Annotated in this window: 25 protein-coding genes and 1 pseudogene; 9 read left to right on the top strand and 17 right to left on the bottom strand. The window is 67.2% G+C overall.

The genetic code is table 11. From position 1 onward, the window contains the following. Window positions 1-85: 85 nt before the first annotated feature. The 13 genes and pseudogenes from V6M51_RS13095 to V6M51_RS13040 form a co-directional block, all read right to left on the bottom strand. On the bottom strand, window positions 86-2023 hold the full coding sequence (locus V6M51_RS13095; RefSeq protein WP_332767812.1) for a DUF3363 domain-containing protein: 1938 nt from the start codon (window positions 2021-2023) through the stop codon (window positions 86-88). 207 nt (window positions 2024-2230) lie between these two features. Beyond that, a complete protein-coding gene (locus V6M51_RS13090) occupies window positions 2231-2839 on the bottom strand; it encodes a lytic transglycosylase domain-containing protein (RefSeq protein ID WP_332767810.1) in 609 nt (202 codons plus the stop codon). Beyond that, a complete protein-coding gene (locus tag V6M51_RS13085) occupies window positions 2827-3333 on the bottom strand; it encodes a S26 family signal peptidase (RefSeq protein WP_332767808.1) in 507 nt (168 codons plus the stop codon). The genes V6M51_RS13090 and V6M51_RS13085 overlap by 13 nt, the downstream gene beginning before the upstream one ends. Then, window positions 3330-3794 (bottom strand): DUF2840 domain-containing protein, encoded by a 465-nt coding sequence (locus tag V6M51_RS13080; RefSeq protein ID WP_332767806.1) that lies wholly within the window; start codon window positions 3792-3794, stop codon window positions 3330-3332. The genes V6M51_RS13085 and V6M51_RS13080 overlap by 4 nt, the downstream gene beginning before the upstream one ends. After that, a complete protein-coding gene (locus V6M51_RS13075) occupies window positions 3791-4057 on the bottom strand; it encodes a hypothetical protein (protein ID WP_332767805.1) in 267 nt (88 codons plus the stop codon). Before V6M51_RS13075 ends, V6M51_RS13080 begins: the two co-directional genes overlap by 4 nt. Beyond that, complete coding sequence (gene parA / locus V6M51_RS13070) at window positions 4054-4692, bottom strand: ParA family partition ATPase (protein ID WP_332767803.1); 639 nt, start codon at window positions 4690-4692, stop codon at window positions 4054-4056. Before parA ends, V6M51_RS13075 begins: the two co-directional genes overlap by 4 nt. A gap of 208 nt (window positions 4693-4900) precedes the next feature. Then, the gene (locus V6M51_RS13065) at window positions 4901-5785 is read right to left on the bottom strand and encodes a replication initiator protein A (RefSeq protein ID WP_332767801.1); all 885 of its coding nucleotides are present in this window, start codon (window positions 5783-5785) and stop codon (window positions 4901-4903) included. A 7-nt stretch (window positions 5786-5792) separates the two neighbouring features. Then, entirely contained in the window at window positions 5793-6020 is a 228-nt protein-coding gene (locus V6M51_RS13060) for a helix-turn-helix transcriptional regulator (protein ID WP_332767799.1), read from the bottom strand. An 87-nt stretch (window positions 6021-6107) separates the two neighbouring features. Beyond that, on the bottom strand, window positions 6108-6323 hold the full coding sequence (locus tag V6M51_RS23890; protein WP_442957859.1) for a DNA -binding domain-containing protein: 216 nt from the start codon (window positions 6321-6323) through the stop codon (window positions 6108-6110). Window positions 6324-6458: 135 nt separating this feature from the next. Then, window positions 6459-6671, bottom strand: a pseudogene (locus tag V6M51_RS23885) (DUF7011 domain-containing protein); the annotation flags it as partial. Beyond that, entirely contained in the window at window positions 6631-6792 is a 162-nt protein-coding gene (locus V6M51_RS13050; protein WP_332767795.1) for a transcriptional regulator domain-containing protein, read from the bottom strand. The gene V6M51_RS13050 and the pseudogene V6M51_RS23885, both read right to left, overlap by 41 nt. A gap of 154 nt (window positions 6793-6946) precedes the next feature. After that, window positions 6947-7294 (bottom strand): DUF2958 domain-containing protein, encoded by a 348-nt coding sequence (locus V6M51_RS13045; protein WP_332767793.1) that lies wholly within the window; start codon window positions 7292-7294, stop codon window positions 6947-6949. A gap of 66 nt (window positions 7295-7360) precedes the next feature. Beyond that, window positions 7361-7672: a DUF736 domain-containing protein gene (locus V6M51_RS13040; RefSeq protein ID WP_332767791.1), complete on the bottom strand. Its 312-nt coding sequence runs from the start codon at window positions 7670-7672 to the stop codon at window positions 7361-7363. Between the two features lie 714 nt (window positions 7673-8386). On the opposite strand from V6M51_RS13040, the gene V6M51_RS13035 reads away from it, so the two are divergent. Beyond that, window positions 8387-9178, top strand: a complete 792-nt coding sequence (locus V6M51_RS13035) for a hypothetical protein (protein ID WP_332767789.1) — start codon at window positions 8387-8389, stop codon at window positions 9176-9178. A 136-nt stretch (window positions 9179-9314) separates the two neighbouring features. On the opposite strand, the gene V6M51_RS13030 is transcribed toward V6M51_RS13035, so the two are convergent. Continuing rightward, on the bottom strand, window positions 9315-9566 hold the full coding sequence (locus tag V6M51_RS13030) for a helix-turn-helix transcriptional regulator (RefSeq protein ID WP_332767788.1): 252 nt from the start codon (window positions 9564-9566) through the stop codon (window positions 9315-9317). 86 nt (window positions 9567-9652) lie between these two features. Here V6M51_RS13030 and V6M51_RS13025 point away from each other — a divergent pair, with 86 nt between their 5' ends. Beyond that, a complete protein-coding gene (locus V6M51_RS13025) occupies window positions 9653-10060 on the top strand; it encodes a hypothetical protein (protein WP_332767787.1) in 408 nt (135 codons plus the stop codon). A gap of 55 nt (window positions 10061-10115) precedes the next feature. On the opposite strand, the gene V6M51_RS13020 is transcribed toward V6M51_RS13025, so the two are convergent. Then, on the bottom strand, window positions 10116-12140 hold the full coding sequence (locus V6M51_RS13020; RefSeq protein WP_332767786.1) for a ParB/RepB/Spo0J family partition protein: 2025 nt from the start codon (window positions 12138-12140) through the stop codon (window positions 10116-10118). A gap of 497 nt (window positions 12141-12637) precedes the next feature. On the opposite strand from V6M51_RS13020, the gene V6M51_RS13015 reads away from it, so the two are divergent. The 4 genes from V6M51_RS13015 to V6M51_RS13000 all read left to right on the top strand — a co-directional run bounded on the left by V6M51_RS13015 (window position 12638) and on the right by V6M51_RS13000 (window position 17662). After that, entirely contained in the window at window positions 12638-13816 is a 1179-nt protein-coding gene (locus V6M51_RS13015; RefSeq protein ID WP_332767784.1) for a hypothetical protein, read from the top strand. Window positions 13817-13925: 109 nt separating this feature from the next. Next, the gene (locus V6M51_RS13010; protein WP_332767782.1) at window positions 13926-16019 is read left to right on the top strand and encodes a helix-turn-helix domain-containing protein; all 2094 of its coding nucleotides are present in this window, start codon (window positions 13926-13928) and stop codon (window positions 16017-16019) included. Window positions 16020-16040: 21 nt separating this feature from the next. Beyond that, on the top strand, window positions 16041-16508 hold the full coding sequence (locus V6M51_RS13005) for a very short patch repair endonuclease (RefSeq protein WP_332767780.1): 468 nt from the start codon (window positions 16041-16043) through the stop codon (window positions 16506-16508). Then, complete coding sequence (locus V6M51_RS13000) at window positions 16505-17662, top strand: DNA cytosine methyltransferase (protein ID WP_332767778.1); 1158 nt, start codon at window positions 16505-16507, stop codon at window positions 17660-17662. Before V6M51_RS13005 ends, V6M51_RS13000 begins: the two co-directional genes overlap by 4 nt. Here the strand turns inward: V6M51_RS13000 and V6M51_RS12995 are convergent. After that, entirely contained in the window at window positions 17635-18495 is an 861-nt protein-coding gene (locus tag V6M51_RS12995; protein WP_332767776.1) for a hypothetical protein, read from the bottom strand. The two genes, V6M51_RS13000 and V6M51_RS12995, sit on opposite strands and share 28 nt — an antisense overlap. Continuing rightward, window positions 18492-20237, bottom strand: a complete 1746-nt coding sequence (locus V6M51_RS12990) for an Eco57I restriction-modification methylase domain-containing protein (protein ID WP_332767773.1) — start codon at window positions 20235-20237, stop codon at window positions 18492-18494. Before V6M51_RS12990 ends, V6M51_RS12995 begins: the two co-directional genes overlap by 4 nt. A 167-nt stretch (window positions 20238-20404) precedes the next feature. Between V6M51_RS12990 and V6M51_RS12985 the strand changes: the two genes are divergently transcribed. From V6M51_RS12985 to V6M51_RS12975, 3 genes are read left to right on the top strand one after another with little or no spacing between them, the layout of a single operon-like run. After that, window positions 20405-22681: a sensor histidine kinase gene (locus tag V6M51_RS12985; protein ID WP_332767771.1), complete on the top strand. Its 2277-nt coding sequence runs from the start codon at window positions 20405-20407 to the stop codon at window positions 22679-22681. Next, window positions 22678-23811, top strand: coding sequence for a hypothetical protein (locus V6M51_RS12980; protein WP_332767769.1), 1134 nt, complete (start codon window positions 22678-22680; stop codon window positions 23809-23811). The genes V6M51_RS12985 and V6M51_RS12980 overlap by 4 nt, the downstream gene beginning before the upstream one ends. Beyond that, window positions 23808-24530 (top strand): hypothetical protein, encoded by a 723-nt coding sequence (locus tag V6M51_RS12975; RefSeq protein WP_332767767.1) that lies wholly within the window; start codon window positions 23808-23810, stop codon window positions 24528-24530. Before V6M51_RS12980 ends, V6M51_RS12975 begins: the two co-directional genes overlap by 4 nt. Window positions 24531-24543 lie beyond the last annotated feature (13 nt).

Genomic DNA, 24543 nt, shown 5'->3' with positions numbered 1-24543 from the left:
TAAGAGAACGGTTTGCAAAGCGCAGGACTTCCGGTCGGGCCCAGGCGTGGCGAGGGCGGTGGATCACGTCTCTGAACTTTTTTTGTTAGACGCCGATGCCGCGCGACCGGCCGAACGTCCACTGCACCCCGACGTGGCGAATCTGGGCGTTGACCATCTGCCCGAGGCGGTTCTCCAGGACCGGACGCCAAGGCACGAGACTGAAGCCCATCCCGTCGTCGACCATGGCGAAGCGCCCGCTCACCAGGTTGAGCTGACGGCGATAGGTCCCACGGATGACGTCGCCGTCGATGGCCGGGCGATGCACCACCCCGGTCTCGGCGGCGAGTCGTGCGCCGACCGCCTCAAGCTCACGCCGGCGCAATGCGCCCAGAAGATCCGGCGCTAGTTTCCAACCGGCTCCGCGCTGCGTCGCCAGACCCTGCTCGGCGAGAAAAGCGCGGCGCGCGTTTAGCGCATCGCGGACCTCCGCGCCGAACGCCGTTGGCCCCGGACGGACATCCTCGATGAGGCTTCGGTCGAGCCATGTGACGCCAAGGAGGCGCGCCTGTCGCGAGGGCGGCCCGTCCGAGAGCACCTCCACCTGCACGCCGCCGAACCGGCCGGCTTGGTAAGCGGCCGCACGCTTCAGGAAATCGGGTGGGAGTCTCCAGCGGCCGTCATCCAATCGTTCGACGACGCCGGCCCGACGCAACACCTCCAGCCGGCGAACATGCGCGGCCACGAATCCCTCGGGATCATCGGTGGGCCCGGCATCGGAGCGCGCCGAGGCGAGGTGACGATCAGGGTGGTAGAGATCGCCTTCCGCGACTGCGGCGATGGCCCGGTCCGCAGGCCGCGGGCCAGCCGCAACCGTCCGGACGCTGGCGACGGCGCCTTGGGGATAGTCGGTCAACGCGGCGCCAGGGTGCAGCGCCACGTAGCGGCCCTTGCCGTCCAGGCCATCGATCACCAAGAACCCGCGATCGTCCAGTTCGTCGGCCAGCCCCTTGCGGACAATCCGCCCGATGGTGGTCCCCGGCGCGCCCGCGCCATGCAGGATCTCCAAGGGCCGGGACTCACCGACGAACGCTCGCTGCAAGGTAAGCACGATGTCGCCGCGTTCGCCCATGGCCCGGAGCGTAGGCTCGAGGTCTTCGCGCAACTGCCAGCGCGCTGAACCCATGCGTTCCGCCAGTCCAAGACGCTCGAGCGTGGCGGCCCGGCCGACAAGGGCGGGATCCTCATCCGGCTCACATGTCACGATGCCATCCCGCGCCAGGTCCTGCAGTTGCCGGTCGAGACCGGTCCAGCGCTCCGCGCTGATCTCGCGGGTCAGGCGCTCACGAAGCTCCTGCTCGGTCTGCGGGCCAAGGAGTTCGGTGGCCAGCAGGGACGCGCGTCGGCGCATCCCATGGCTGATGTAATCACGGGCGATGATCAGGTCACGGCCCCGGTCGTCGACGCCACGCAGGACCACGTGGCTGTGCGGGTTGTCGGTGTCGAAATGGTCGACCGCGACCCAGTCGAGCCGCGTACCAAGATCGCCCTCCATCCGCCCCATCAGGTCGCGGGTGAAGCCGCGCAAATCACCGAGCTCAGCTGCGTCTTCCGGCGAGACGATGAAGCGGAACTGGTGACGGTCCTCGCGGCCACGCGCCTCGAAAGCCTCGGCATCAGCGCGGTCCGCCGTTCGGCCATAGGTCGCGCCTGGCTCTCCCTCCGGCGTGACGCCGTCACGCTGGATGTAGCGCAGGTGCGCGGCTGTCGAGCCGGGCGACGTTCTGGCGAGGACCACCAGTCGCACCTTCACCACCACGCGCCGGTCACGCGCCGTCGCTCCGCCGGCAAGTAGGCGGGCGACCGCCCGGCCACGGCCCGCCTCACCGCCGCGCTTGGAAGGCCGAGCGAACCGGGGGCGAATGCCGCCCGCCGCCTTCTGCGCGGCCCGGAGCACCTGGCTGGTGAAGCGGCGACCGCGCTTGCTGGCGCGCGGTTTGCCCGGCCGCGGCCGAAACTGCTCCTCGTCAGGACCGCGCGGCATGCCAGCTCCAGCGAACCTGGGAGGACGAACCCCGCAAAATCTCAAAGACAACCAGGGCACTGGTCTTCGTCGCGACTCCGGCCCGGGCCGGCATGGCGCCACCAAACCCGATGTGCAGACAAGGTGTGACCGGGCTTCGCGAGGTGCGCCCTTCTATCTTGCCCTCACACTTTCCGGGGTCGGAACGGCCATCTATCCTCATGACGATCAATCCGGCCGGGGCGTGTGAACCGCGAACAGCCCGCTGGCGGGAGCGTCGTGCGGGGCGGAATGCACGGCTTCGCGGTCGTGGCGGATGGCGAACAGACCCTTCGGCAGTAGCGGTTGAAACCGCTCAGCTGGAGGCGCGCCGACATCGTTCGATCCCGTCGCGACGGCGAGGCCGGCCACATAGCGGCGGGTCTCCAGCGGCAGGGGACGCCGCGCGTTCAGATAGGCGTCAAAGCGCCCGGGCCCGGCGTTGTAGGCGGCGAATGCGCCGGGCAATCCGTAGCGATCGTAGAGACGGCGCAGGTAGGTCGCGCCGGCCAGGATGTTGTCGGCCGGGGCGAACGGATCAGGGCCCAGACCGAGGTCGGCGCGCAGATCCGCCCATGTGCCCGGCATCAACTGCATGAGGCCCATCGCTCCGGCCCTTGAGACCGCCCGAGGATCGCCAGCGCTCTCGGCCCTGAGCACGGCCCGCAGGAGGCTTTCGGGCAGGCCGACTTGGCGCGCCGCGCTACGGATCTCGGCCGCCCACGGCTCCTGCGCCTTCGCGGCGACCGGCAGGGCAACGATTACGGTGACGCAGAGGGCGAGCCTCACCAGGTCCATAGCGGACGCGCCTGGCCGAGGATGAGGGCCGCGTCGGTCGGTCCGAAATATCGCCCGTCAAAAGAATCGGCCCGCCCGCCGAGCAACAACACTTGGCCGGCGGAAAGGCTGTGGCAGCCTGACCAGATCGGCAGGACCCGTCCGGCAGAGTCGCGCTCGCGGGCCACGGCGGCCGGGCGCCCTGACACCGTGACGACCCGACCTCGTCGGCAAACCCGCGCGCCTCTTCCGGCCGCGATCATCTTCACGACGGGCACGGTCGCCGGGACATAGCGCCGCCGATCCGCGATCGCGGCGGCTTCCGGCGGCAACCGCGAGACGACGAGCTCGCCACGTCTGAGATGTGTTGCCGGCGTCACGACGTAGAAGCCCAGTGGCGCACTGGCGGTGGGGTTGTAGACTAGTCGTGGCGCCGGCTTCGCGGGCCCGCCCAGGGCGAGGCCGCAGGTCGCCACAAAAGTCGCCGACATGATCGCCAGGCCGCCGGGGTTCATGCTGAAACTTCCCGGCGAGCCAGCCAAGCGGCGTGCTCGGCCTGGCCGTAGCAGCGCGGCGGCAGGTGGGCCGCAAGCCTGTTGCGGGCGACCCGCCAATAATTTGCGGAGATACCGCACGGGTCGAAGCCCGCGGCCTCGACCGCGTCGATGACAGCGAAGGCCCGATGCACCGGTCCTTCGTCGAGCGCCTGCAGTAGGATCTCGGCGCCGGGGCTGACGCCGGCCACCGTTTCGGCGGGTTGACCGGGCGCTCGGGCCAACAGCACCGCCAGCGACCAGCGGACGGTTCCGTAGTCGCCGCCGCGCCAGCGGACATAGGCGAACACCGACCCGGCCGCGAAGCCGGCCCATGACCGCCGGCGATCGATCACGCGCTCGACGGCGGGCGCGCCGAACCGCAGCCAGTCGTCGGCGAAATCCGGAACGTGCCAGAGGCTGACGCTGGTGAGCGCGGTCATGACGTTTGGCCCGCTTCGGGGAAGGCAGCCTCGAGTAGGACCCGCAGCATGTCGGCTACCGTCTCGCCGCGCTGGAAGGCCACGACCTTGATCCGGCCGCGCAGAGCCTTGGTGATGTCGACTGTCAGCCGGGCGTCATAGAGGTCGGCTTTGCCGGGAGGGGCCGGAGCCGCTGATTGATCGTCAGCGCGGACCCAGGCTTCTGGATCGCCTGGCCGCCGCACGAAGCCGGAAGCCGCGTTCTTCGGTACAGACGCCGTCATGCGCCCACCTCCAGCACCTCGGCGGCTAAGGCGGCGATTTCCGCCGCCGCCGGCCCGTCTGGGTCGCTCTCGAAGGCCAGACGCCCTTCGGCGGCGGCCTCCGGATAGGCGACCCGCTGGCCGATCCGGGCGGCGAGCAGCCTGGGCTCGGACTGCGCCAGGCTGGCGGCCGTCTCACGGGCGATAACGGTGCGGGCGGCGCAGCGGTTGAGGACGAAGCGGGCGCGAAGCTGCGGCCGGAACACCCGCGCTTCGTCCAGGAGCCGAAGCATCTCAGCCGAGGCCCAGCCGTCGAGAGCCGAGGGCTGGACCGGGATCAACACCAGGTCGGCGGCCAGCAGCGCCGAGCGCGCCAGGGCCGCGACCCGTGGTGGACCATCGATCACCACATGGTCGACGCCGCGAGCGATCTCCGGGACCTCGCGATGCAAGGTTTCGCGGGCCAGGCCGACCACTCCGAACAACCTGGGCGCGCCTGACGCTGCGCGGGCCTGCGACCAATCGAGCGCTGAACCCTGCGGGTCGGCGTCGACCACGACGGCGCGGCGGCCATGAGCGGCGAAGGCGCCAGCCAGATGCAGGGCGAGCGTGGTCTTGCCGACCCCACCCTTCTGATTGAGGAGGGCGACGATCATGGCCGGTAGCCCTTGGCCGACCACTCGGGAAGCCGCTGTCCACAGCGCCCGGACGTTAGAAAGACTCCGAAGGAGTCTTGGTTAGACTCGTTACGGGCGCGAATTCGACAATGGAGTCGGGAGCTTAGGACAGGTTCGTGCGCCTGATAGCACGTGTCCGCTGCGCCTGATGGCACGATAGTCCGTGCGCCCGATAGCACGAGAGGATTCACAGGCTCTCCTCCACGTAGGCGAGGGCGTCCATCCGCGCGGCGAGGCGGGCCAGCGGATCGACCACCAGCGGCGTGAAGACCAGCGCCTCGCCACCGCCCCTCAAGCGACGGACCCGCAGCGCATAGCCGGGCAGGGCTTGGCGGCCGGCGAGGCGGCGCAGATCGAGGGCGAAGTCGGAGAAGCGCGAGAGGCTGCCGGACTTGGCGTGCAGGTGGCGGAAGTCGAACACCCAGCCGCCGCTTTGGCGGCCGCCGTGTTTGCGCACCAGGCGATAGAGCCAGCGCTCGAGCCCACCCGTCAGGTCGAAATAGGCCCGGTCGATGGTCAGCACGAGGGCGTGGTCGATGACGCCGGCGAAGAACCAATCCGGCAGGATCAACTCCAGACCATAGGGTCGGCCCGCGGCGTCCGCGGTCTCCTTCCACTCGTTGATCCAGGAGAAGCGATGCATCCGTCGGGCTGTGGCCTGGCGGATGGTGGTCGCCACCGTCGTGGACTGCAGCCGGTCCAACGCCGCCTTCAGGCGCTGATAGTCGCGTGCCCCAACACCTCGTCCTATGAAGGTCAGGATCTCGTAGGGGGTGGCGGCCATCAGGCGCGAGGGCCGCAGCCCCGCGTCTCGGGCTTCGACGATCTGGCTGGCCGCCCAGATCAGCACGTCGGCGTCCCAGATGGTGGCCATGCCATGCTCGGCGGTCGCCTCCACCCGGATGGCGACCTCTCCCGCCTTGAAGTCGATCGGCGCCGTCCGCGGCGTCTTGGCCAGGCTGAAGAACGGGTAAGCCATCAGATCCTGGGCGTCGCGCGCAGCGAGATCGCCGGGCAGGGCCCGGAAGAGCTCAAGCTGCTGGCGATCGGACTGCGGGAGGCGAGGGGGCATCCGGCGATCACCGCGCGGCGACGTAGTTGTGATCGGAGGTGGAGTCGCAACCCCGCGCCTCGGCCCAGGCGACCAGGTCGTCCACGGCGTAGACGACGCGGCGGCCGAACTTGCGAAAGCGTGGCCCGCCGCCGATCACGCGCTGCTTCTCCAGCGTGCGCGGCGACAACTTCAGAAAGTCGGCGGCTTCGGAATTGGTAAGGTAGCGGCGCTCACGTGTAGCGGCTTCGGCCATATGTCTGTCTCCGGGTTGGCCGCAGCCGATCGGGGCGCGGCGGATCGGAGACAGGGTGAGCGGGCCGAGGCGCGCTTCGCAGGGAGATTAGGCGCGGACCGGACGTCTCCCTGCACCCCAGACGAGCTCGGGCCAGCGCCCGTCACGGAAGGTTCGGCCGCGCTTGAGGGCGTCGCGGACGAGGGCCCGCACGGCGCTATCGGAGGACCAGTCCCCGATCTGGGTCGAAGGGACGAGTATGCGCGCGATCTGCAGATCGCTGGCCCCGGCGGCCTTGGCGTCGAGGGCGAGGAGCGCGCGCATGTGGGAGAACGCCGCTCGCGCGGCGCCAGCGCTCAGCTCCGATGCGCGCGGTCGTACTAGCGATGCGGCGATGCCAAAGGGCTGCCCGCGTTCCAGGCCTCGTCCGAGCGTGGCGCGTTCAATTTCCCCCGCGGCTCGGCGTGTTAGCGCGAGCGTGCGACCATCGTGGATCAGCCGCTTGGCGCCGGGCATCGCCCAGAGGTCGAAGTTCGGCGCACTCGGGTCAGGAACGTCTACGAGGTGAGGCGCTGGCCAGGGCGTCGGAAGCCAGGACGGTTCTGCCTCACGGGCGTCGCGGTCGGGGTGTTCAACAAAAGCAGAGCCCGAACCGCGCCCCCGCGCCCTGATCGCGCCACTGCCGCCGATAGTCGATCCTACGGCGCAGATACTCCCAGGCCAGGTCCGGAGGATCGAGGCGGAGGACGTACAGATAGGCGGCGAACGGGGTGGCGGGCGCGGGCTCGGCCATGCGTCATACTCTCCAGCAGGCCCCCGCCCGACCGAGTATCTGGATGCTCGCATTGGTGGTGACAAGGGGTATGGGGGTGTCAGGATTGTTGGATCGGCGTATTTTTGCAGAAGCGCCTCCGCACGGATGCGGAGGCGCGTTTAGACCGCAGGTTCTAGGCTCGGACCCCACCCGTACGACGCGCCTCGTCGGCGTATCGGCTAATCGGCCGGTCGGCTTTGAAGTGTAGGTCGCGCTCCACGGGCAGTCCCATGGGGCCGCGCACGGAGGTGATCTCCGAAAGGCTCACCGACCCCAGTTCGGGAAAGCCCACGCCGAGGTCGCAGAGACCGAAGGCGATGTCGGGCGTCTCCGGGTCCAGTTCGGTGAGGAGCCAGGTGGCTCCGGCATCCGGCGTGAAGAGTTTCACGATCGGAAAGGGGTCGATGTCTTCGCCCGCGGCGCTGCGGGCTCCGTTGGCGAGCATCTGCGCACGCTGCTCGGCGGTGATGATGACGGTCATAGCCGTGTTTCCGGATTTGAGGATTTGAGGGTGGCGCCCCGCCCTGGCGGCGGGGCGCACTTCGGCTCAGTCGGCGGTGCGGCTGCGCGACCAGATCAGGGCGTAGCCGTCGTCCGCATCGACCAGCGAGGCGTAGATCGGAGCCGGGAAGCTCGGATCGTCCAGCTTGACCGAGATGTAGTCGCGGTTCTCGCGGGAGGTCTTCTTCCAGGCCGCGCCGAACTCGGTCTGGCCGGCGAAGATGCGGAAGTCCGGGGCCTTGTCGTTTTCCTTCTCGGAAGGGCGGAACTGGGCCTGCTTGACGTTGAGCGTCAGGGTCTTGATCGAGCCGGTGAAGCTGCCGTTGTCTTGCTTGTGGAAGGCGCCGATGGTGGCCATTGGGGTTTCTCCTGTCGTCCTTCGGGCCGCGCCTATCGCGACCTCGATGGCGATCGACAGGCCGGGCGGGGACCGCCCCGCAGTCCGTGTGGGACCCGAAGCGCAGCGGAGGACGCCGGTGGGCGGCTTGTTTGCTTCGCGAGGAATGGCGCCGCAGGCGTCAGGGGAAAGAAGTCGCCCGCCGTCGTTGCGAGGGGCGGTGAACGCCCGGCCAGATCAGGCCTGAGAGGCGCGTGGGGCCGGCGTGGTGACGGGTGAACCCCTTTGGGCGCCTTCGTCGATGATCAAGACGGCATTCGGCCCATCGGTGCGCGCATGACACAACGACATCCGGTGGCTGGACTAAGTCCGTGGTCTGGACGAGATGCGACTGCCCGGGCGTGAAGCACGTGCGCACAGATGCCCGCGGGGTGGATTGCGATGTGAGGTCTGTGGCGGAAGCTTTGGTGGACACGATTGCAGGGGCTGCTTTCGGCGCGTTCTCGGTCCTTCGGAACGTCCGCGCTCCGACCTCAAGCTAAAGACTGGATGCGACCCAGTTCGGACGTTCAGGTTTCTATTGTCGGTGGCGGGTGTTTACCCGTGGGCGAAGCTGGCTAAGCTTTGCTGATGAGTGGGCTGAATCGAAAGCAGCGACGCGCCGCCAGCAAGCGAGTGCGAAAGCCCGGCGAAGGCGCAACGAGAAGCCTGCCGCCATCGCGCTTTCGCGATCAAATGGACGATCTGGCTGTGCTCGGCGGCTTTGCCAACCACGTCTCGATCGAACAAACGGGACTGCCGACGACGACGGCCGGTTCGCTGGCGTCTATGGTCTACGCCAAGTGCTGCGCCCACGCCCGATCGATCGGCGCGATCTCGACCCAATCGTCGATGTTCGACCACCACACGATCATGGCTCTTGCTCGGATGATCATGGAGGCCTCGACCATGATCGCCTACCTGCTCGACCCGGTCGGGCCTGAGGAATGGGCCTTCCGGCACACCCTCCTAAAGCTGCACGATACAGTGACACGCATCAAACTGCTGGGTGGCTTCAGTCTGCCAGTGGACGATCTTCGCGCCGGACGCGCGGAACTGAAGGCAGAGCTTGCAGCGATGTCGATCTTCCAGGCTCTGCCCGAAGAACGCCAAAAACGCCTGGCCAGCGGCGAGGAAATGTTCGCCATCGGCATGCGGGCGGTGGCCATCCGGATCATGGGCTGGGATGAGGCCCAGTTCAACGGCGTCTACGCCTACCTCTCGGCCCACACCCATTCCGCGCCGATGAGCTTCATGCGAATGGCCGATCATCAGATCGACTACTTCCTTCCGAGCGAGGCGCAGACGGACATCCTGCCTGTCTCCATGGAGGTGGCAATAGCCTGCCTGCGGCGGTCGATGCTGCGGATGATCGATCAGCAACCCGAGCAGGTTTCCTTGTATCAGCAGGAGCTCTTGGCGGAGGCGCGCGAACAAGACGCCACCTGCCCTCTGTTCAAGAAGGCCGGGGCCTCCATAGCTAGCTAGCCAGGCTCAGGTCTAACATCCAGCAAGGTCCACCTCCCGCAGCTGACCCAAGGTCCGCTCCCCACCCTTCCCAGCTATTCGACGCGTCCGCTTTCTGGCGGGCTGATCGCGGAAGAATGCGGCGGCCCAGGACGATTCAAGCGGCGGGTGTCTTTGTCGCCAGCAAAGCGTCGATCATTTCGTGAATGTCGAAACCGACCACCTCGGCGATATCCAGGAACTCCACGACGTCGATACGTCGGCTGCCCGATTCCATGGCCGCGATGACGGATTGATATCTGCCCAGCGCATCGGCGAGCGCCGCCTGGCTCAAGCCAGCCTTCTTGCGCTGCTCAATGAGCAGCTCGATGAGGCGCTGTTGGCGTGGTGAACGAAGGGTCTTGGGCATTCGCCCGCGTCGACGGAAAATGAAGGTCGACCGGTCCAGTAATCGGGTTTTCTGATAATCAGAAAATCTGGTTGGATGGTGAGGCGATGACGGAAGAAGCCCCGACGAACGGCCGAACGCCTGTGCTTGGCCAAATCCTGAGCGCCTGGGAGTCGCTCGGCGCTCCGCGGACGTGGGATGCGTTGACGACCGTGCTGGGCGGCTTGGCGGAGTCGCTCTGCCTGATCACGTGGCGGGGAAGCGAGGGCCTGCCGATCATCGAGCAGGCGGGCGTCCAGGCCGTGATGGTGCAGGGGACAGCGCTGGTCGGCTGTTCGGCGGATGCGCTGACGCCAGGTCGCGGCGATGGCGCGCGCGAAGCCTCGCGCGCGACGCAGTTGATGCGACCATTTACCGTCGAGGACGCGGTCCACGACCGTCGGATCGCGAGGCTCTATCTGCCGCTGGACGGAACCTCGCCCGTCGTGGCCTGCGCGGTAATCCGTATCGACTGAAATCCGTAGACCCGGAAAGGATCGGAGCCGCCGAAGCGGCTCCGACCAAAACGACCTATTCCGCCGCGATGGCGGGTGCGGCCTCGGCGTCGGCCAAGTCCGCTTCACCCTCCGGAACGGCCTCGGCGCTCCCGCCTTCGACGGGCGCCACTGCCGCGCGTAGCAGCGGCGGCAGCCAGCCGGTCCCGACCACAAGCTGCTCGGCGGCCTGCGCCATCTGCGGCTTCTTCAAACTGGCGATCCGCTCGGCCGCTTCATCCGACACCGCCTCGCGCACGGCTTCGCCGATCCGCGCCTTGGTGACCCGCCCGAAGTAGCTGCGCTCGGTCGGGGTCCAGTAGGCGCCCATGTCGAGGCCGACCGCGTGGGCTAGCTGGTCGGCATGAGCCAGCGCAGCGGGGCGCCGCTCCCACGCGCGGACGGCGTTGACGCTGATACCCACACAGTGGGCCAGCAGGCTCTGGCGGCTGTCGCTGTCCAAGCCGAGGACAACGGTCCAGACCTCGCGCGGGTCTTGCGGCATCTGCCGCGCCCAGGCCTCATGCCGCTGATCGATGGCGCGACTGGCGGGGGTGTCCTCGATCCCCGGCGCGTATTGCCCAAGGCCCGTGGACGCGCTGCGCAGGTCCAGGCAGGTGGCGGGCGCGCAGGCTGGATAGAAGGTCCGCAAGGTCAGGGCGTGGACGACGCAAAGCAGGGCGACGTCAGGGTTTTCCGACAGGGCGTCGCGAAGGCCTGCGGTGCGATGGGCGGTGAGGTCGGCGATGAGGCGATCCGAGAGCGGCGCAAGCTCGTCCTCTGCTTCGTCATCATCCTCGTCCTCCGTCGGACCTTCCACCAGTTCGCCACGGCCTGCGCCGGGGGTGCCATCGTCCTCGGCGGCTTCCGGCTCCACCGGCGGCGGCAGGTCTTCGGCCCGCACCCAACCGCGTTCGATGCGGGCTTGCCCGTCGTGGCCCAGCACCACGAAGACGCCGCCGCGCGCGATCTCGTCCGGATCGAAGCCATAGCCGTCGCCATAGGCTTGAAGCTCGGCGTCCATTTCGGCGAGCTCCGCCTCCACGTTGGGCGGCAGGTCTTCGACCTCGGCCCACTGCTCGGTCAGCGCGTCATAGGCCTCGGACAGAGCGGCGATGTTCGCCTCGTCCTCGGCGGTGCGCTCGACCCGGTGCGGATAGACCCGCGTCGCGAGGCCATGGCCGGTTGGGTAGTCCACATGGGCCTGCGCCCACTTCCAGCCTTCGGTGTCGCGAAGCTCGGTCGCCAGCGCCACCAGCTTCTCCAGCACAAGCCGGTCCAGCAACGCCACGTCCTCCAGCCAGCCGCCGCGATCCTCGGTGAAGAGGTCGCGCAGGATGGCGCCCCCCGCCTCCGCATAGGCCTCCACGCCCACGAACACGACGCGCCGGTCGTCAGCGGAGACCTTGGCCTCGGTCATGGCCCGGCGGATGAGGGTCGGGCTGCGATTGAAGGCGAGTTGTTCGAACACCTGATCCTGGCGGGCGTGGTCCTCGGTCACGCCGAAAGCCATCAACTGGTCCAAGGTCAGGCCGTCCTCGCGGTAGATGGCCAGCAGCCTGGGGCTGACCGCGCCGAGGCGAAGCCGCTGGCGCACCACATGGGCCGAGACCCCAAACCGGGCGCCGATCTCCTCCGGCCCCCAGCCCTTGCGCTCGCCGAGGTCGCGGAAGGCCTCGAACTGATCGGCCGGGTGCATGTCGGTACGGCTGACGTTCTCGTCCAGGGAGATTTCCGAAGGGTCGTTCTGCGTGTCGATTACGCAGCGCACCGGCTCGGTCTTCCTGATCTCCTTGCGTGAGGCCCGCAGGCATTGGGCGAGGCGACGGCCTTCGCCGATGGTGACGAGATAGAAGCCGGTGGGCTCGCCTGCGTCGTCACGTTCAGGCTCCACCACCAACGGCTGAAGCACGCCCTTGGCGGCGATGCTGGCCGCGCGGGCCTCGATGTCGCCGGGGCTGTGCGGGACCTTCCGCACGTTCTTAGGCGACTTCTTGAGCTTGTTGAGCGGGATTTCGACCACGGCGCCGTGGTCGAGGACGGTCTCAAACTTGGCAGTCATAGGAACCTCCTTGGGGTCAGGGTGCAGGCGCAAGGCGCGCCTGAACCCCTGCCCGTCGGCGAGACCGGGTGTGCAAGCGGAGGGGCGCCTTCGCGGGGACCCGGCTGCAGGGCTTCCAATCCGCGGGGGCGTGACATCAGGGCGAAGCCCGAAGCTGGGCGGAAGGCGATCCGAAGTGCGCCGAGGGCGGGACGCCCTAAGCCACGCGATCCGCAATCCCGCCTTTCCGGGATTGCGAATCGACAAGAGTGAAGGCTGCAAGGAGCCCGCGCGCAGCGTGCGGCGGGACGCGCCGTCGAGCGGCCGGCGGCGCCGAAGGCGCCCGCAGGGTTGGACCCGTAGGAGCCGCGCAGCGGCGGGACCGAGCACGACCGCCGGCTGCTCTCAATTGACCTTGGGGGTTGCGGGGACCGCCCCGCTGGAAGGGGTCGGGCGAGACGAAGTCGGCTCGGCCGCAGGGGAATGCCTTCCCCGATCATCTGGACTAGAGAACCGCGATGCTGAAGACGACTCTAAGCCGACAGGAGCTCTATGAGCTTGTCTGGGCAGATCCAATCCGCACCGTGGCCGCGACCTATGGCGTTTCCGACGTGTGGCTCAAGAAAGTCTGCGCGGGCGTCCAGGTGCCGACGCCCGATCGCGGCTATTGGGCCAAGCTGGCCGCCGGAAAGCCCGTCGTCAAAGCGAAGCTGCCGCTGCGCGATCCCGGCATGTCCGACACGGTCTCGATCACAAAGCCGGCGTACAGCTACCGCTACGATCCCGAAGCCGAGTTGGCCGAGCCTATCCCCGAGCCGCCGGTGTTTCCCGAACCGCTCGAAGAGGTCCGCGCCCGGGTGAGCAAGCGCGTCGGTAAGGTGATCCGCTGCCGGGACCTCGCCAGTCCGTGCCTCACGGTGCGCAAGCTCTTGGTCAATGACGACAAGCGCAGGGAGAAGCACCTGCGCTCGGCCTACCCATCGTCCTGGGACGCGCCGCTGTTCGACTCGCCGTTCGAGGTCCGCCGGCTGCGGGTCCTGAACGCCATCGGGCTCGCCCTGCCGCGGATTGGCGGCAAGCTCGACTACTCAGGCAAGGAGGCGCGCAGGCTATCGCTGCATGTCGGCGGCCAGACCATGGAGTTCGCTCTGGACCATCCCAGCGCCAAGCCGAACCAATGGGGCGAATGGTCGACGCGGCCGGGCCCGGCTGACACCCTGAAGCTCGAACTCAAGCCGCGGTTCATCGAGGACATCCCGAAATGGACGTGGATCGACGGCGAGGAGGGCAAGCTCGAGGACCAACTTACCGACATCCTGATCGCCTTCGGTGTCGCCGGCGAGGTCCACTACCGCCAGGGCCGGATCGCGCACCACGCCTATCTGCTGAAGCGCCGCGCGGACAACGAGGCCGAAGTCATCAAGCGCCGCCTCGAGGCTGAACGCCTCGCGCGCGAGAAGCGCGAGCGCGAGGCCAAGGCTCGCCGCGACATGCTCCTCGGCCAGGCTCATGACTGGCGGACTGCCGCTAATATCCGGAGCTTCGTCGCAGAGGTCATGGCTCGCGGATCCCAAGGACCCGGCGACGATGGCGCCCTCGAAACGTGGCGGGATTGGGCGTTGGCCGAAGCGGACGCGATCGATCCCGCCAAGCGGAGGCTGGAGATTTGGCAGGCGGAGGATGAGGGAGGGGCCTGACCTTCAGGGAGAGGCGCTGAAAGCGCCAAAGAATCTTGCTGCAAGTTTGCAGAATGCTTGCCGTGCGGTTTGCGAGGGTGTAGGTCATGCCTTGTCAGGAGACTTGCCTATGTCCGTTCCGACTTCCGTTTTGAAGAGAGCGCGCGAAGACGCGAGCGTAAAGCAATCCGAGATGGCCACCCGGTTGGGCGTCAGCGGAAGCGTCATCTCCCGACTCGAAAAGACCGAGACGACAGATGGTGTGATGGCGCGGCGCTACTTGGATGCTCTCGGCACCCAGTCCGCCCACGATATCGCCCAGTTCTACCAGCGAGATTGGCGAGTCACCGACCGGCCATCCTTCTTCCATCCCGATCGCGAGGCGCTGTGGGCCGCCGAGACCGCACTACAGGCTATGGACGCCTTCACCCACAGTCCCGACTACGACCGCATCCTCGACGGGCCGGCCTCTCAGATCCGCTCGAACCTGGAGTCGGCCGTGGCCTTCGTGTCGCGGCTGGACCACGGCATCGCCTGGATTGGACCGGTAGGTGTGGGGAAGACGACGGCGCTGTCGCTGCTCACCAATCTGGTCGTTCCGGGCAAGACCGGCGCCCCGCAACCGATCTTCCCTGCTACGGGAGGACGGACGACGATCAGCGAGGTCATGGTGCGTGTGGCCCCCGCTTATGGAATCGCGGTGGAGCCCATGGACGAAGATGCGGTGCGCGCGCTCGTCGGCGACCTGGTTGAAGGAATGGTGGTCAAGGAAGGCGGCATATCGAGCGAACTCGACCGGGCAGTCAGAAACATGGCGGACCTGCGGAAGAGCCGGGAGTCGGATCCACTACGCGAGATGTTGGAACAGCGGTCCGGCGTGGTCGACGACGTCGTCGAAGAAGTCATGGGCAGGATGCGTCTGCAAGAACGCCGGGAGACCCAGCTCATACTGTCGGAGACGTCGGCGGAAGGCCTGAAATGGCTTTCCGATCATGTGACGAAGATCAATTTCGGCCTCCATCCGCACTTCTCGTTGCCCGAGCGCGTGACCGTCTTCGTGCCTGCCGCGGTGTTGCGGCGGACCCGCTACGAGCTCGCCGTCGTCGATACCAAGGGGGTGCACGTGACCACGCAGCGTCCAGATCTGCGGGCCCACCTCGACGACCCGCGAACGCTTTCGGTGCTGTGCACGACGTTCAACGACGCGCCCAATGCCGACGCGCTCAAGATCATGACCGAATTGAAGGCCTTCGGATCGGACGCTCTGGAGAAACACAGGGTTCTCCTCCTCGCCCTACCGCGCGGCGACGAGGCCATGAAGGTCGCCGACGGGTCGGGCATGCCGGTGGAGAGCGTCGAGGACGGCTACTACGAGCGCGAGCAACAGGTTCAGGATTCACTTCGACAGGCCGGCTTGCCCCCGACGCCGGTCATCTTCTTTAACGCGATGACGGACCCGCCCGCACGGACCTGGGACAAGCTCGCCGGGCACCTCGACCTGCTACGGCGGCGCCAGCTCGACCGTCTGCAGCGGTTCGTCGAGGTCTCAGCCGACCTGATTGCAAATCCGGACGCATCCAAGATCGAAGAGGCACGGCGCGCCGTCGATGCGGAAGTCGCGCGCATCGTCGACGCCTACGCCAATCTTGGCCCCGTCGTGCGTCCTGCGCACCAGAACCTGGTCACCGAAATCCGCGGCGGCCACGCGAGCTCTATCAACGCCGCCGTAGGCCGGCGAGGCGCTTGGTCGAATTTCCCGGTTCATCACATGGTCGGCGTGGGGCTCCGATTCGATGCGAATATCCGAACCTCCGACATCTTCGCCAAGATAGACGGGCGACTGGAGTCGCTTGGGCAGACTTTCTCCAGCCTTCCCGAGATCGTGGCGATCGTCGACGCGCTCCGGGAGGACATTTCCGACTGGCGCCAGGAGTTCTTGGCCAGGGCCATCGTGATCGGAAGGGTCGCGTTCAAGCCGCACCTCGATGACGCCGCCGATCTCTGGGACACCCTTTCCGGTTATTGGGGACGTGGCGACTGGGGGGCCGGCGAACGCTACCGCGACGCCGTCGCCGATGCGCTGCTGAAGTGGTTCGAGGAAACGCCCGAGCTGGTCGAGGTTCGCCGTAAGGTCGAGGTCAGGCTCGGCGAGGCATGGACGGAGTCGGTGCTCCAGAAATTGTCCGAGGCGGTCGGCGAGCCTCCAACGGCGATCGCGGCCTGAGGCCGCCGAGCAGGAACGCCGATGGACCGACTGTCGTCAGAAGAACGCAGCGCGCACATGCGCAAGGTGCGCCGGCAGGGGACCGCGCCGGAATTGAGGGTGCGACGTGTCGCCCACGGGCTCGGACTGAGGTTCAGGCTCCATAGGAAGGACCTGCCGGGCACGCCGGACTTGGTCTTTCCGCGCCATCGCACGGCGATATTCGTCCATGGTTGCTTCTGGCATGGTCACGAGGACTGCAAGTTCGCTACCGTTCCGAAGACCCGGACCAATTGGTGGCTGGCCAAGATCGACGCCAATCGGGCTCGCGACCGGCGCGCCGTGGACGGCCTGGCGGCCAAGGGCTGGCGTGCCGAGATCGTCTGGGAGTGCGAGACTCGCGACGCCGGGGCCGTCAGGGCGCGGCTCGGCCGATTGTTCGGGACGCGGGTGGACGTGCCGTCCCGGGTAGAGGAACATTCCGAATCAGAGGATCGGCGCGCCCCATGAAGATTGCAGGACTGTTCGCAGGCGTTGGCGGCCTTGAAGTGGGCATGGCGCGGGCCGGCCATGAGATGCTGCTGGCCAGCGAAATCCTTCCGGCTGCACGCGCGGTGCTGGCGCGGCGCCTGCCGGACGTCGAACTCGTCGGCGACGTGCGCGAGCTGGCCAGGCTACCGTCCGACGTGGATCTCGTGGTGGCTGGGTTCCCGTGCCAGGATCTTAGCCAGGCAGGCCTCGCGCGGGGCCTGGATGGCGACCGTAGCGGCTTGGTCGAAGAGGTATTCCGGCTGGCCGCCGAGGCCAAGACGCCCTGGATCGTCTTGGAAAATGTGCCGTTCATGTTGCAGTTGGGCCGGGGTGCCGCGATGCGCAGCATCGTCGATCGCCTGGAAGAGCTCGGCTACCTCTGGGCTTGGCGAGTAGTCGACAGCAATGGATTCGAGCTGCCGCACCGGCGCGAGCGCGTCTTCCTGGTGGCGTCGCGCGAGGGCGATCCGGCCGACGTCCTCATGGCGGACGACACCCCCCTCGTTCGGCCGAAGACGGCGCTGGGCGAGCTCGCGCACGGCTTCTACTGGACGGAAGGTCGAGGCGGACTCGGCTGGGCGGTCGACGCGGTGCCGACTCTGAAGAACGGTTCGGCGGTCGGCATTCCCTCTCCTCCCGCCATTCTCTTGCCCAACGGGCGAGTGGTGAAACCCGACATTCGTGACGCCGAACGCTTACAGGGTTTTCCGGAGGACTGGACGGCGCCGGCTGAGGAGGTGACCCGCGGGTCGGCCCGTTGGAGCCTGGTCGGGAGCGCCGTCAGCGTGCCTGTCGCCGCCTGGCTGGGTGGCCGTTTGAGGACCCCGGGCGCCTACGACCGGTCTCGCGATCTCGCCTTCGACCCGGTCGGTCGTTTGCCGAAGGCCGCTCGTTTCGATGGGCGCGACCGCCACGCGGTCGCGATCGGCGTCGATCCTTTAGGCCGTCGGGCCCCACCGCTGGCGGAGTTCCTGCGGCACGAGGGCGCGTTGCTCAGTCCCAGGGCGACTGCCGGCTTCCTGTCGCGGACGCGGGTTGCGAAGCTGCGCTTCACGCCGGGGTTCATCGATGCGGTCGAGGCCCACTACCGCCACGTCGCCGGTGTTCAGATCGAACCGAAGCGCGTCGCGTAGAGGTGTCCGAGACGCCCGATGGTCTGGGCGTAGTCGTAGATTCCGGGCATGCCCGGTGCGCCGGCGAAGCCACTCGCCGTGACGGCACGGCCGTCGTTGGCGCAATCGACCACCGCGATCGCGAACGCATCGAAGCCTTCCTCGCCTGGACGGGCGCGACGCGGCAGTTCCATCAGCTTGGCGGCGACCGACAGCATGTCCTTGGGCTGATTGTGTCGTGAAACGATCGTCGGCAGGGAACCGAGTGCCCACGGATTCCGCAGCGGAGAGACGAAGGTCTCCGCGCGGTTGATCATCGCGAAACCTGCGGCGATGGCACCGTCGGTGTCACCATGGATGGTCAGGTGCGAGCTGTTCAGTTCGTCGTAGAGCCTGGGCCTGGCCTTGCCGAATTCCGTCATGCAGGCCTTGGCTTCGAGCGCCATGAGTACCGTCGCGGGCTTGCCGAGCGGCGCAGGCGGAAGAGCCGACAGGATCGCTTGCTCACCGTCATCGAGCACGATGGTGTAGGGCATCACGAGGTCGGCGAAGGTGCGTTGGCTCGGGACGCCACTCGCGCGGCAGATGACCAGATCGAGATTCTTCGACCGGTTGCGCGCGAAGTCGCGCATCGGATGGTTGATGCCGATGGCGACCTTGCCGGACGCGAGGTGGGCCTGCAGCAGTTCGCACTCCTGCAGGAGGTCGAACATCAGAGCCCAGCAGGCGATCTTGGAATGGCGGTCGCTGCGCGGATGATACTGCCAGGCGTTCCCGTTCTGGAACCGGGAACCGCCGGGGCTTCCGGTCGTCGCCACCGACATCGACCGCGCGATGATATCCAGGCCGTTCATGCGGCCTGTTCCCGTTCGGAACTCGTCTGCCGGCCAGCGCACGCCTCCAGCGCGTGGCGCAGGGTGCGCGCGCGTTGCCGGCCGGAAACCCGGTACGTGGCGGCCACGACGTCGGCGTCCACGATCGTCGCCGGATCAAGAAGCACCGTCCGAGCCTCGATCGGCACGCGATCCCAGGTCGGCAAGTGGACCTGCGAGAGGACGTGGCCATCGAAGCGCTTCGTTCCGCCGGAAAATCGTGGCGAGAGCGCGACGCCGAAGAGCTCGAGCACGCCGCCGTCCAGGAGCCGACGCAACGCGGTCACCGGCCAAGTGCTGGAGGTGAGCGCGTAGAGGGCGTTGCCGTGCTGACTCCCGCCGGCGTCGAGGCCAACTCTGGCGTGTTTCGCCATGCCGACCACCAGGACCTTCGGGGCGGCCACTCGGCCGAGGTCAATCTTGTCGATCGACCTGTACCATTGATGGGGTTCGCCGACGCAGGCCCGGATGGTCAACTGGGCGCGGTGCGCCTCAAGATGGGCCGACAGCTTCGGATAGGCGGACAGATCGACGAGTTCGCCCCCCTCCGTCCACACGTTGATCACGCGGCGGACCGCGGTCACGGCGCCATCCTGGGCGACATCGACACTGCGGATGAGCGGGACAAGACGGTCGGCCTCGATGTCGGCGGTGGGATCGACCACGAAGACCTTCACCGCGCCGAGCGCCACGCCACACTTCACCTGGACGCCCGCGCTCCCGAGAGGAGCCCCGCCGGCTCGCAGAAGGTCGATGGCCCAAGCGGTGTCTTCTTCGACGAGGGAGATGCGCGACGCGGTCCTTCCCGGAGCAGGAGCAGGAGCAAGGCACACGGCATCATGGGCCTGCGCCTCCTTCAGTGACGCTCGAAGGTCCTTCGTCGACGTGGCGCGCGCGAAGAATGTGGCCGTGTTGGCGCGCGCACGAATGAGGCTGATGGCGGCATAGGCGCTTACCGCCCGGTCGCCCGTGAACACCGGCACGTCGTGGACCTCGACGTGGGCGACGAGGGCGTGGGTCTTGACGAACGCCTCCCGCACACCGGCGCCGTATGCGCATCGAAGCCATCGGTCGGCGCAGAGGAAGGCCATCGCGCCGGTGTCCGGGCGGAGCGTCTGCAAGCCGCGCCAGACGAATCCAAGACAAAGATCGCCTTTGGCGACGTGAGCGGGCAGGGCCTTGCGATAGGCGTTGCGAAGGATGTCCGGCACGAGCGACCAGCGCATGTAGGGCGGATTGCCGACGACATGGCTGAACGTGCCGTCGAGCTCCGACGTGAGGAAATCTTCCGTGCGAATCCAGGTCTTGGCCAAGAGAACCGCGTCGCCGCGCTTCATGCCTTCGCCTTGCAAAGCCGCGGCGACGTTGGCTCGCGCTCGCCGTGCCGTGGCCGCCTCGAACTCGAAGGCGACGATCATGTCGATAAGCGCCGATATGCCGGCCGCCGGCCGCGACCTGACCAAGCGTCGTGCCGCCTCGGCGACGAAGGCGCCGTCCCCGCACGACGGCTCAAGGAGACGGGCGTCGGCCAAGTCCGACGCCGCGGTCCAGCCGACGAGATCAAGCATCATGCCGACGACCGTGACGTCCGTGTAGACGCCACAGTGGGCGTGGACCCGCGTGCGCGCCTGGGCGCGTCCGACCGCCCCCTTCGGCGCGCGGCTGCGCGATCCGGGGGTCGACGATTCACCGTCGTTTGATGCGGGAGGCAGGTTTGATTCCATCGGGCCCGTTCATAATCGACCTTGCGTGGCACGCCTGCTGTCGTGACGCAACGCGGGTGGAGACCAGGCCGAGCTTCCGAGGTGCTCGCGAAAGCTGTAGGGTGGTCTCGTAGGGGTGGGGCGAGGCGTTCTCGGGACGAGCAGCCGCAGTGCGAGGATGATCGTCTTTGGCCGGCTTTGAGGTCGATACCAAGCTATTCCGCGAACTCGGTGAACTGCTCGTCGGGCGGGATTCAACCGCCTTGGTGGAGCTCGTCAAGAATTCCTACGACGCCGATGCCACGAAGGTGGAGATCTACGGCGTGGGCCTCGCCGACGAGGGGGGCGAGATCGTCGTCTCCGACGACGGCACGGGAATGAACGACGCGGAGTTTTCGAAGGGCTTCCTGACCATCGCCGGTCGGTCGAAGACCGATGGAGAGCGTCGCTCGCCCTGGTTCGAGCGCCGCTACACCGGCGAGAAGGGGGTGGGACGTCTGGCGGCGCACAAGCTGGCGCGCATGTTGGAAGTGGCCTCCCGACGCTGGGGCGGCACACCCCGCGACCCGCTAAGTGGCTTCGCCGCCATCGGTGGAGTCGATGCGATAATCGACTGGGACGCCGTCGAGGCACACCCCACCCTGGCCTCGGTCGACGGAACCGGCGCGGTCGTGGTGGAGTCCGTCGGAAATGCCGTCGGCACGGCCGGTACGTCGCTGCGCCTTCACAACCTGAGACGCAGGTGGACGCCGCGCGACCTGGCGCGCTTCCATGGCGAAGTCGCAACGCTCACGCCGCCGGACCTGTTGGTGGAGGCCCTACCGCCGACCGTGGTCCGGAAGCCTGTGCTCTTCGGGAGCCCGTTTGTTAGGGACGCGCGGAAGCCGGGAGCTTTCCAGGTCGTATTGGGCGGTGAACTCGCCCGACCCGACGACTTGCTGCCGACGTTGGCGGAAAGCGCGATGTTTGTCGTGGAGATAGACTGCAATCCGGATGAGGATCGCCTTGAGATCGTGGTGACGCCGACCCGCAAGTGCATGACCGAATACGCCAACGCGGAAGGATTTCGCGTCTGCCGCAAATTTCCGAAGGACAAGCCGCGGGTCGGTTTCCAGGCCCGCATCCTCCAAAGGATGTCGGAAAGCTGGCCGGCCGCCTACCGGGGCGTGCGAGTCTATCATGAGGGATTTCGAGTGCTCCCTTACGGTGAGCCGCAGGATGACTGGCTGGAGCTCGACAAGGACTACAAGGCGCGAGGCCACACGCCCCTGGCCCGTCTTCGGAACTATTCGGACTGGAACCTGCCTGAAGGCGACACGAAGGAAAGCCTCGTCATCCAGGGCAACGAGATGCTGCTAGGGGGCGTGTTCCTGACCCGCGAGCGCTCGCCGGGGATGGAGATGCTGGTTAATCGCGAAGGCTTCCTGCCCGGCCCCGAGGTCGATTTCATCGCCGAGGTCGTTCGTCTGGCCATCGATATCCAGACGCGGGTCCGCTATGCGGCAACTTCGGAGGCGAAATCCGCTCGCCACCGAACCCAGGAACGGCAAACGGCCGCCGCCGGCCGCGCGGGGGCAGGGTCGCCTCCGACGGCGTTCCTGATGAGCAGCTTGCAAGGTGACGCCCTGACCTCGCTTCGGGAGGCCCGGGGCGCCCTGGCCCAAGGTCGTAATGCCGACGTCGCCGCGAGCCTGGCCCGGGTCGAGCAGCAGATCGGCGCGGCGGCCGAGCTCTCCGACGAGGCGGCCTCGGAAGCGACCACATATCGTCTCTTGGCGTCGATGGGTCTGGAACACGCCGCCTTCGTGCATGAGGTCCATTCCCTCGCTCTGACGGCGCAGACAATCCTCGTCACGCTGGAGCGCCTGGCCAAGACCGCCCCGGCCGACGTCGCCCAACGGCTTCAGGTCCTGATCGGCGAGGCCCGGGACATGCGGGAGCGCCTACGGCGCAACTCCGTCTACCTGGCGGATATGACGGGCGTGGAGGGGCGCAGGCGCAGGACCCGCCACGCGATCCGCGAGCGGTTCGACGTCGTGTCGAGGTTCTTCGAGCGAGCCGCTGCGACGCGAAAGGTCACGGTCGAGAACGACATTCCCGAGCGTCTGCTGTCGCCACCCATGTTCCCGGCCGAAACGGCGGCCGTCCTCAGCAATCTCCTGAGCAACGCGATCAAGTTCGCCGGCGAGGGCGGACGGATACGCGCCACCGGCGCCCTCGAGGACCAACACGTCGTGGTTCGGATCGAAAACACAGGCGCCGAGGTCGATTTGGCCACCTCCGAACGCTGGTTCGCGCCGTTCCGGTCGACGACGGAAGATGTCGACGACCGATTGGGCCAAGGCATGGGCCTTGGGCTGACCATCACCCGCAGCCTGCTGGACGAATACGGGGGTGAGATCGCCTTCGTCCCGCCCGCGGCCGGCTTCGCCACGGCTCTCCAGTTCAAGGTGCCGGCGCGATGACGCAAGCCCTCGTCGTCGACGACGTCCCGGCCACGGTCCATCTCCCCGATACGGTGGCCGTCGTCATGGTCAGTCCGCAAGACGACGGATTTGCTCTCGCCTTGGCCGGCGGCATCGCCGACGCCGATGTGATCCTGGTCGACCAGGAACTCGATATCGACAATGCCGCCTTGTCGATGAGGGCGCCGGACGGCGCGAGCCTCGTCGCGCACTTCCGGTCCTGGGCGCGACGAGAAAATCTCGTCCTCGCTCCGATCGTACTGATCACCAGCCAGGAGGAGTCCTACAAGCTGGAGGTCCCGGCGGTCGGGCCGCCGCTTCCATTGGGTGGTTCGTTTCGAAGCCGCGAACATAGGATCGCGCCCACCCTCGACGTCGAGTGGTTGCTCTGGAAGGAGGATCCAGAGTTCGGCGCGAAGGCTCAAGAGATCGGTGAGGCCTACCGTCGTGCGACGGAGGTCTTCGGAAACGGCGGCGCCAGCTTCCTCGAGCTCGAAGCCCTTCTCGCGTTGCCCGACGTCGATTGGGCGACGCGTGCGCGTGTGCATCTGGCCCGAGCCCAGCCTCCCATCAGCGAAGCTGCCGGCCAAGGCGGCGCCTTTCCGGCACGAGGTCCGACCGCTGCGCTGAGATGGCTCCTTCATCGAGCACTTCCGTTTCCGGCGGTTTTCCTGTCGGACCGGTTCGCGGCTTGGTCACTTGGCGCGACCGTCGAGTCGTTCGTGGCCTGGATCGACGGGCCCGCGTCGGGCGAAGCCCACGCCCTCGTGTCCGGCTCCGTCTACGGAGGCGTGTTCGAGCGGTTCCTAGGGCGGAGATGGTGGACGGCGGGGCTCGACCAGGCCGCATGGCTGTTGGGCCAAAAGACTGTCGAGCTGCGTGATCGCACAGCGGCGCTTGGGGCGCTCTCCGGCGGCGTCCTGCAGCCACTCGCGGACAACGACATGGTCGTGACGTGGAACGACGATTTTACGGAGTGCGATGTCGTCCCGATCGCCGACGCGGTCGAGGTTCATCCGCCCGGTTGGCCCGCGAACGCGCTTGAGCCGTGGATGAGGCGCGACGAAGTCCAAGGGGACAAGATCCTCGAAGCCTTGGTGGACCCCGACGATCGGGAACTGCAGGCGTGAGCGTCATATCCCTGGACATCTCGGGCCTGAAGGACGAGCTGCGACGGTTTCCCGGCTGGGCGGGCACCTTTCTGGAAGCGGGGTCGAAGGCGACCTTCGACGGGTATGTGACGGCGCTCGAGGTCGGTCTCAGCCAGACGACGGCGGGGCAGCGCTTCAAATGGCCTTCGGACAAGAATGGCCTGGGGGGCGCCGTGCGGATTCGACCCTCCAAACTCTACAAGGGCGTCGGCGATCACCGACCGATGATGGGTCAGGTGAGCTTCGAATGGATGTGCGGACCAGATCCGGCCGACGCCAATCGTCTGTTGGTCTATGAGGGTTACGCCGAACTGACGATCTTCGATCCTGACGATCAGGAGGCCACCAAGGTCGTTCACTTCGATGTCTGCCAGGGTGGGTACGCAGGCCAGGCGGGGCATCCGCCTCTCCACGTCCAGTTCCACGGAACCGTGAACGACGTACCGCGCCTTCCGATGTTCGTGACCCACCCTCTGGACGTCCTCGACCTGGCGATGCTTGAGCTCCACCAATCGAAATGGCGGGAACATTTGGCTGGGGTGCAGGTGAAGTCACAAATGCGTTCGTTCCCCGAACGGCAACGCGCGCGCATTCTTGCGACCCTGAACGGGTGGGCAGGTCTACTGGCGCAGCCCTATTCAAAACATGCGTTCATAGCGCTTCAGGAGGCGAGCCGCGCTCCCCTTGTCTACGGTTGAAGGCAATCTGGCG

The organism is Phenylobacterium sp. (assembly GCF_036677185.1).
In the GTDB taxonomy this organism is placed as follows: domain Bacteria; phylum Pseudomonadota; class Alphaproteobacteria; order Caulobacterales; family Caulobacteraceae; genus Phenylobacterium.
This window is presented reverse-complemented; position numbering and strand designations above follow the sequence as displayed.

Coding starts and splice junctions, on each gene's coding strand:
- V6M51_RS13095 (WP_332767812.1), bottom strand. CDS start 2,023: ATGCCGCGCGGTCCTGACGAGGAGCAGTTTCGGCCGCGGCCGGGCAAA.
- V6M51_RS13090 (WP_332767810.1), bottom strand. CDS start 2,839: ATGGACCTGGTGAGGCTCGCCCTCTGCGTCACCGTAATCGTTGCCCTG.
- V6M51_RS13085 (WP_332767808.1), bottom strand. CDS start 3,333: ATGAACCCCGGCGGCCTGGCGATCATGTCGGCGACTTTTGTGGCGACC.
- V6M51_RS13080 (WP_332767806.1), bottom strand. CDS start 3,794: ATGACCGCGCTCACCAGCGTCAGCCTCTGGCACGTTCCGGATTTCGCC.
- V6M51_RS13075 (WP_332767805.1), bottom strand. CDS start 4,057: ATGACGGCGTCTGTACCGAAGAACGCGGCTTCCGGCTTCGTGCGGCGG.
- parA (WP_332767803.1), bottom strand. CDS start 4,692: ATGATCGTCGCCCTCCTCAATCAGAAGGGTGGGGTCGGCAAGACCACG.
- V6M51_RS13065 (WP_332767801.1), bottom strand. CDS start 5,785: ATGCCCCCTCGCCTCCCGCAGTCCGATCGCCAGCAGCTTGAGCTCTTC.
- V6M51_RS13060 (WP_332767799.1), bottom strand. CDS start 6,020: ATGGCCGAAGCCGCTACACGTGAGCGCCGCTACCTTACCAATTCCGAA.
- V6M51_RS23890 (WP_442957859.1), bottom strand. CDS start 6,323: ATGCGCGCGCTCCTCGCCCTCGACGCCAAGGCCGCCGGGGCCAGCGAT.
- V6M51_RS13050 (WP_332767795.1), bottom strand. CDS start 6,792: ATGGCCGAGCCCGCGCCCGCCACCCCGTTCGCCGCCTATCTGTACGTC.
- V6M51_RS13045 (WP_332767793.1), bottom strand. CDS start 7,294: ATGACCGTCATCATCACCGCCGAGCAGCGTGCGCAGATGCTCGCCAAC.
- V6M51_RS13040 (WP_332767791.1), bottom strand. CDS start 7,672: ATGGCCACCATCGGCGCCTTCCACAAGCAAGACAACGGCAGCTTCACC.
- V6M51_RS13035 (WP_332767789.1), top strand. CDS start 8,387: ATGGACGATCTGGCTGTGCTCGGCGGCTTTGCCAACCACGTCTCGATC.
- V6M51_RS13030 (WP_332767788.1), bottom strand. CDS start 9,566: ATGCCCAAGACCCTTCGTTCACCACGCCAACAGCGCCTCATCGAGCTG.
- V6M51_RS13025 (WP_332767787.1), top strand. CDS start 9,653: ATGACGGAAGAAGCCCCGACGAACGGCCGAACGCCTGTGCTTGGCCAA.
- V6M51_RS13020 (WP_332767786.1), bottom strand. CDS start 12,140: ATGACTGCCAAGTTTGAGACCGTCCTCGACCACGGCGCCGTGGTCGAA.
- V6M51_RS13015 (WP_332767784.1), top strand. CDS start 12,638: ATGCTGAAGACGACTCTAAGCCGACAGGAGCTCTATGAGCTTGTCTGG.
- V6M51_RS13010 (WP_332767782.1), top strand. CDS start 13,926: ATGTCCGTTCCGACTTCCGTTTTGAAGAGAGCGCGCGAAGACGCGAGC.
- V6M51_RS13005 (WP_332767780.1), top strand. CDS start 16,041: ATGGACCGACTGTCGTCAGAAGAACGCAGCGCGCACATGCGCAAGGTG.
- V6M51_RS13000 (WP_332767778.1), top strand. CDS start 16,505: ATGAAGATTGCAGGACTGTTCGCAGGCGTTGGCGGCCTTGAAGTGGGC.
- V6M51_RS12995 (WP_332767776.1), bottom strand. CDS start 18,495: ATGAACGGCCTGGATATCATCGCGCGGTCGATGTCGGTGGCGACGACC.
- V6M51_RS12990 (WP_332767773.1), bottom strand. CDS start 20,237: ATGGAATCAAACCTGCCTCCCGCATCAAACGACGGTGAATCGTCGACC.
- V6M51_RS12980 (WP_332767769.1), top strand. CDS start 22,678: ATGACGCAAGCCCTCGTCGTCGACGACGTCCCGGCCACGGTCCATCTC.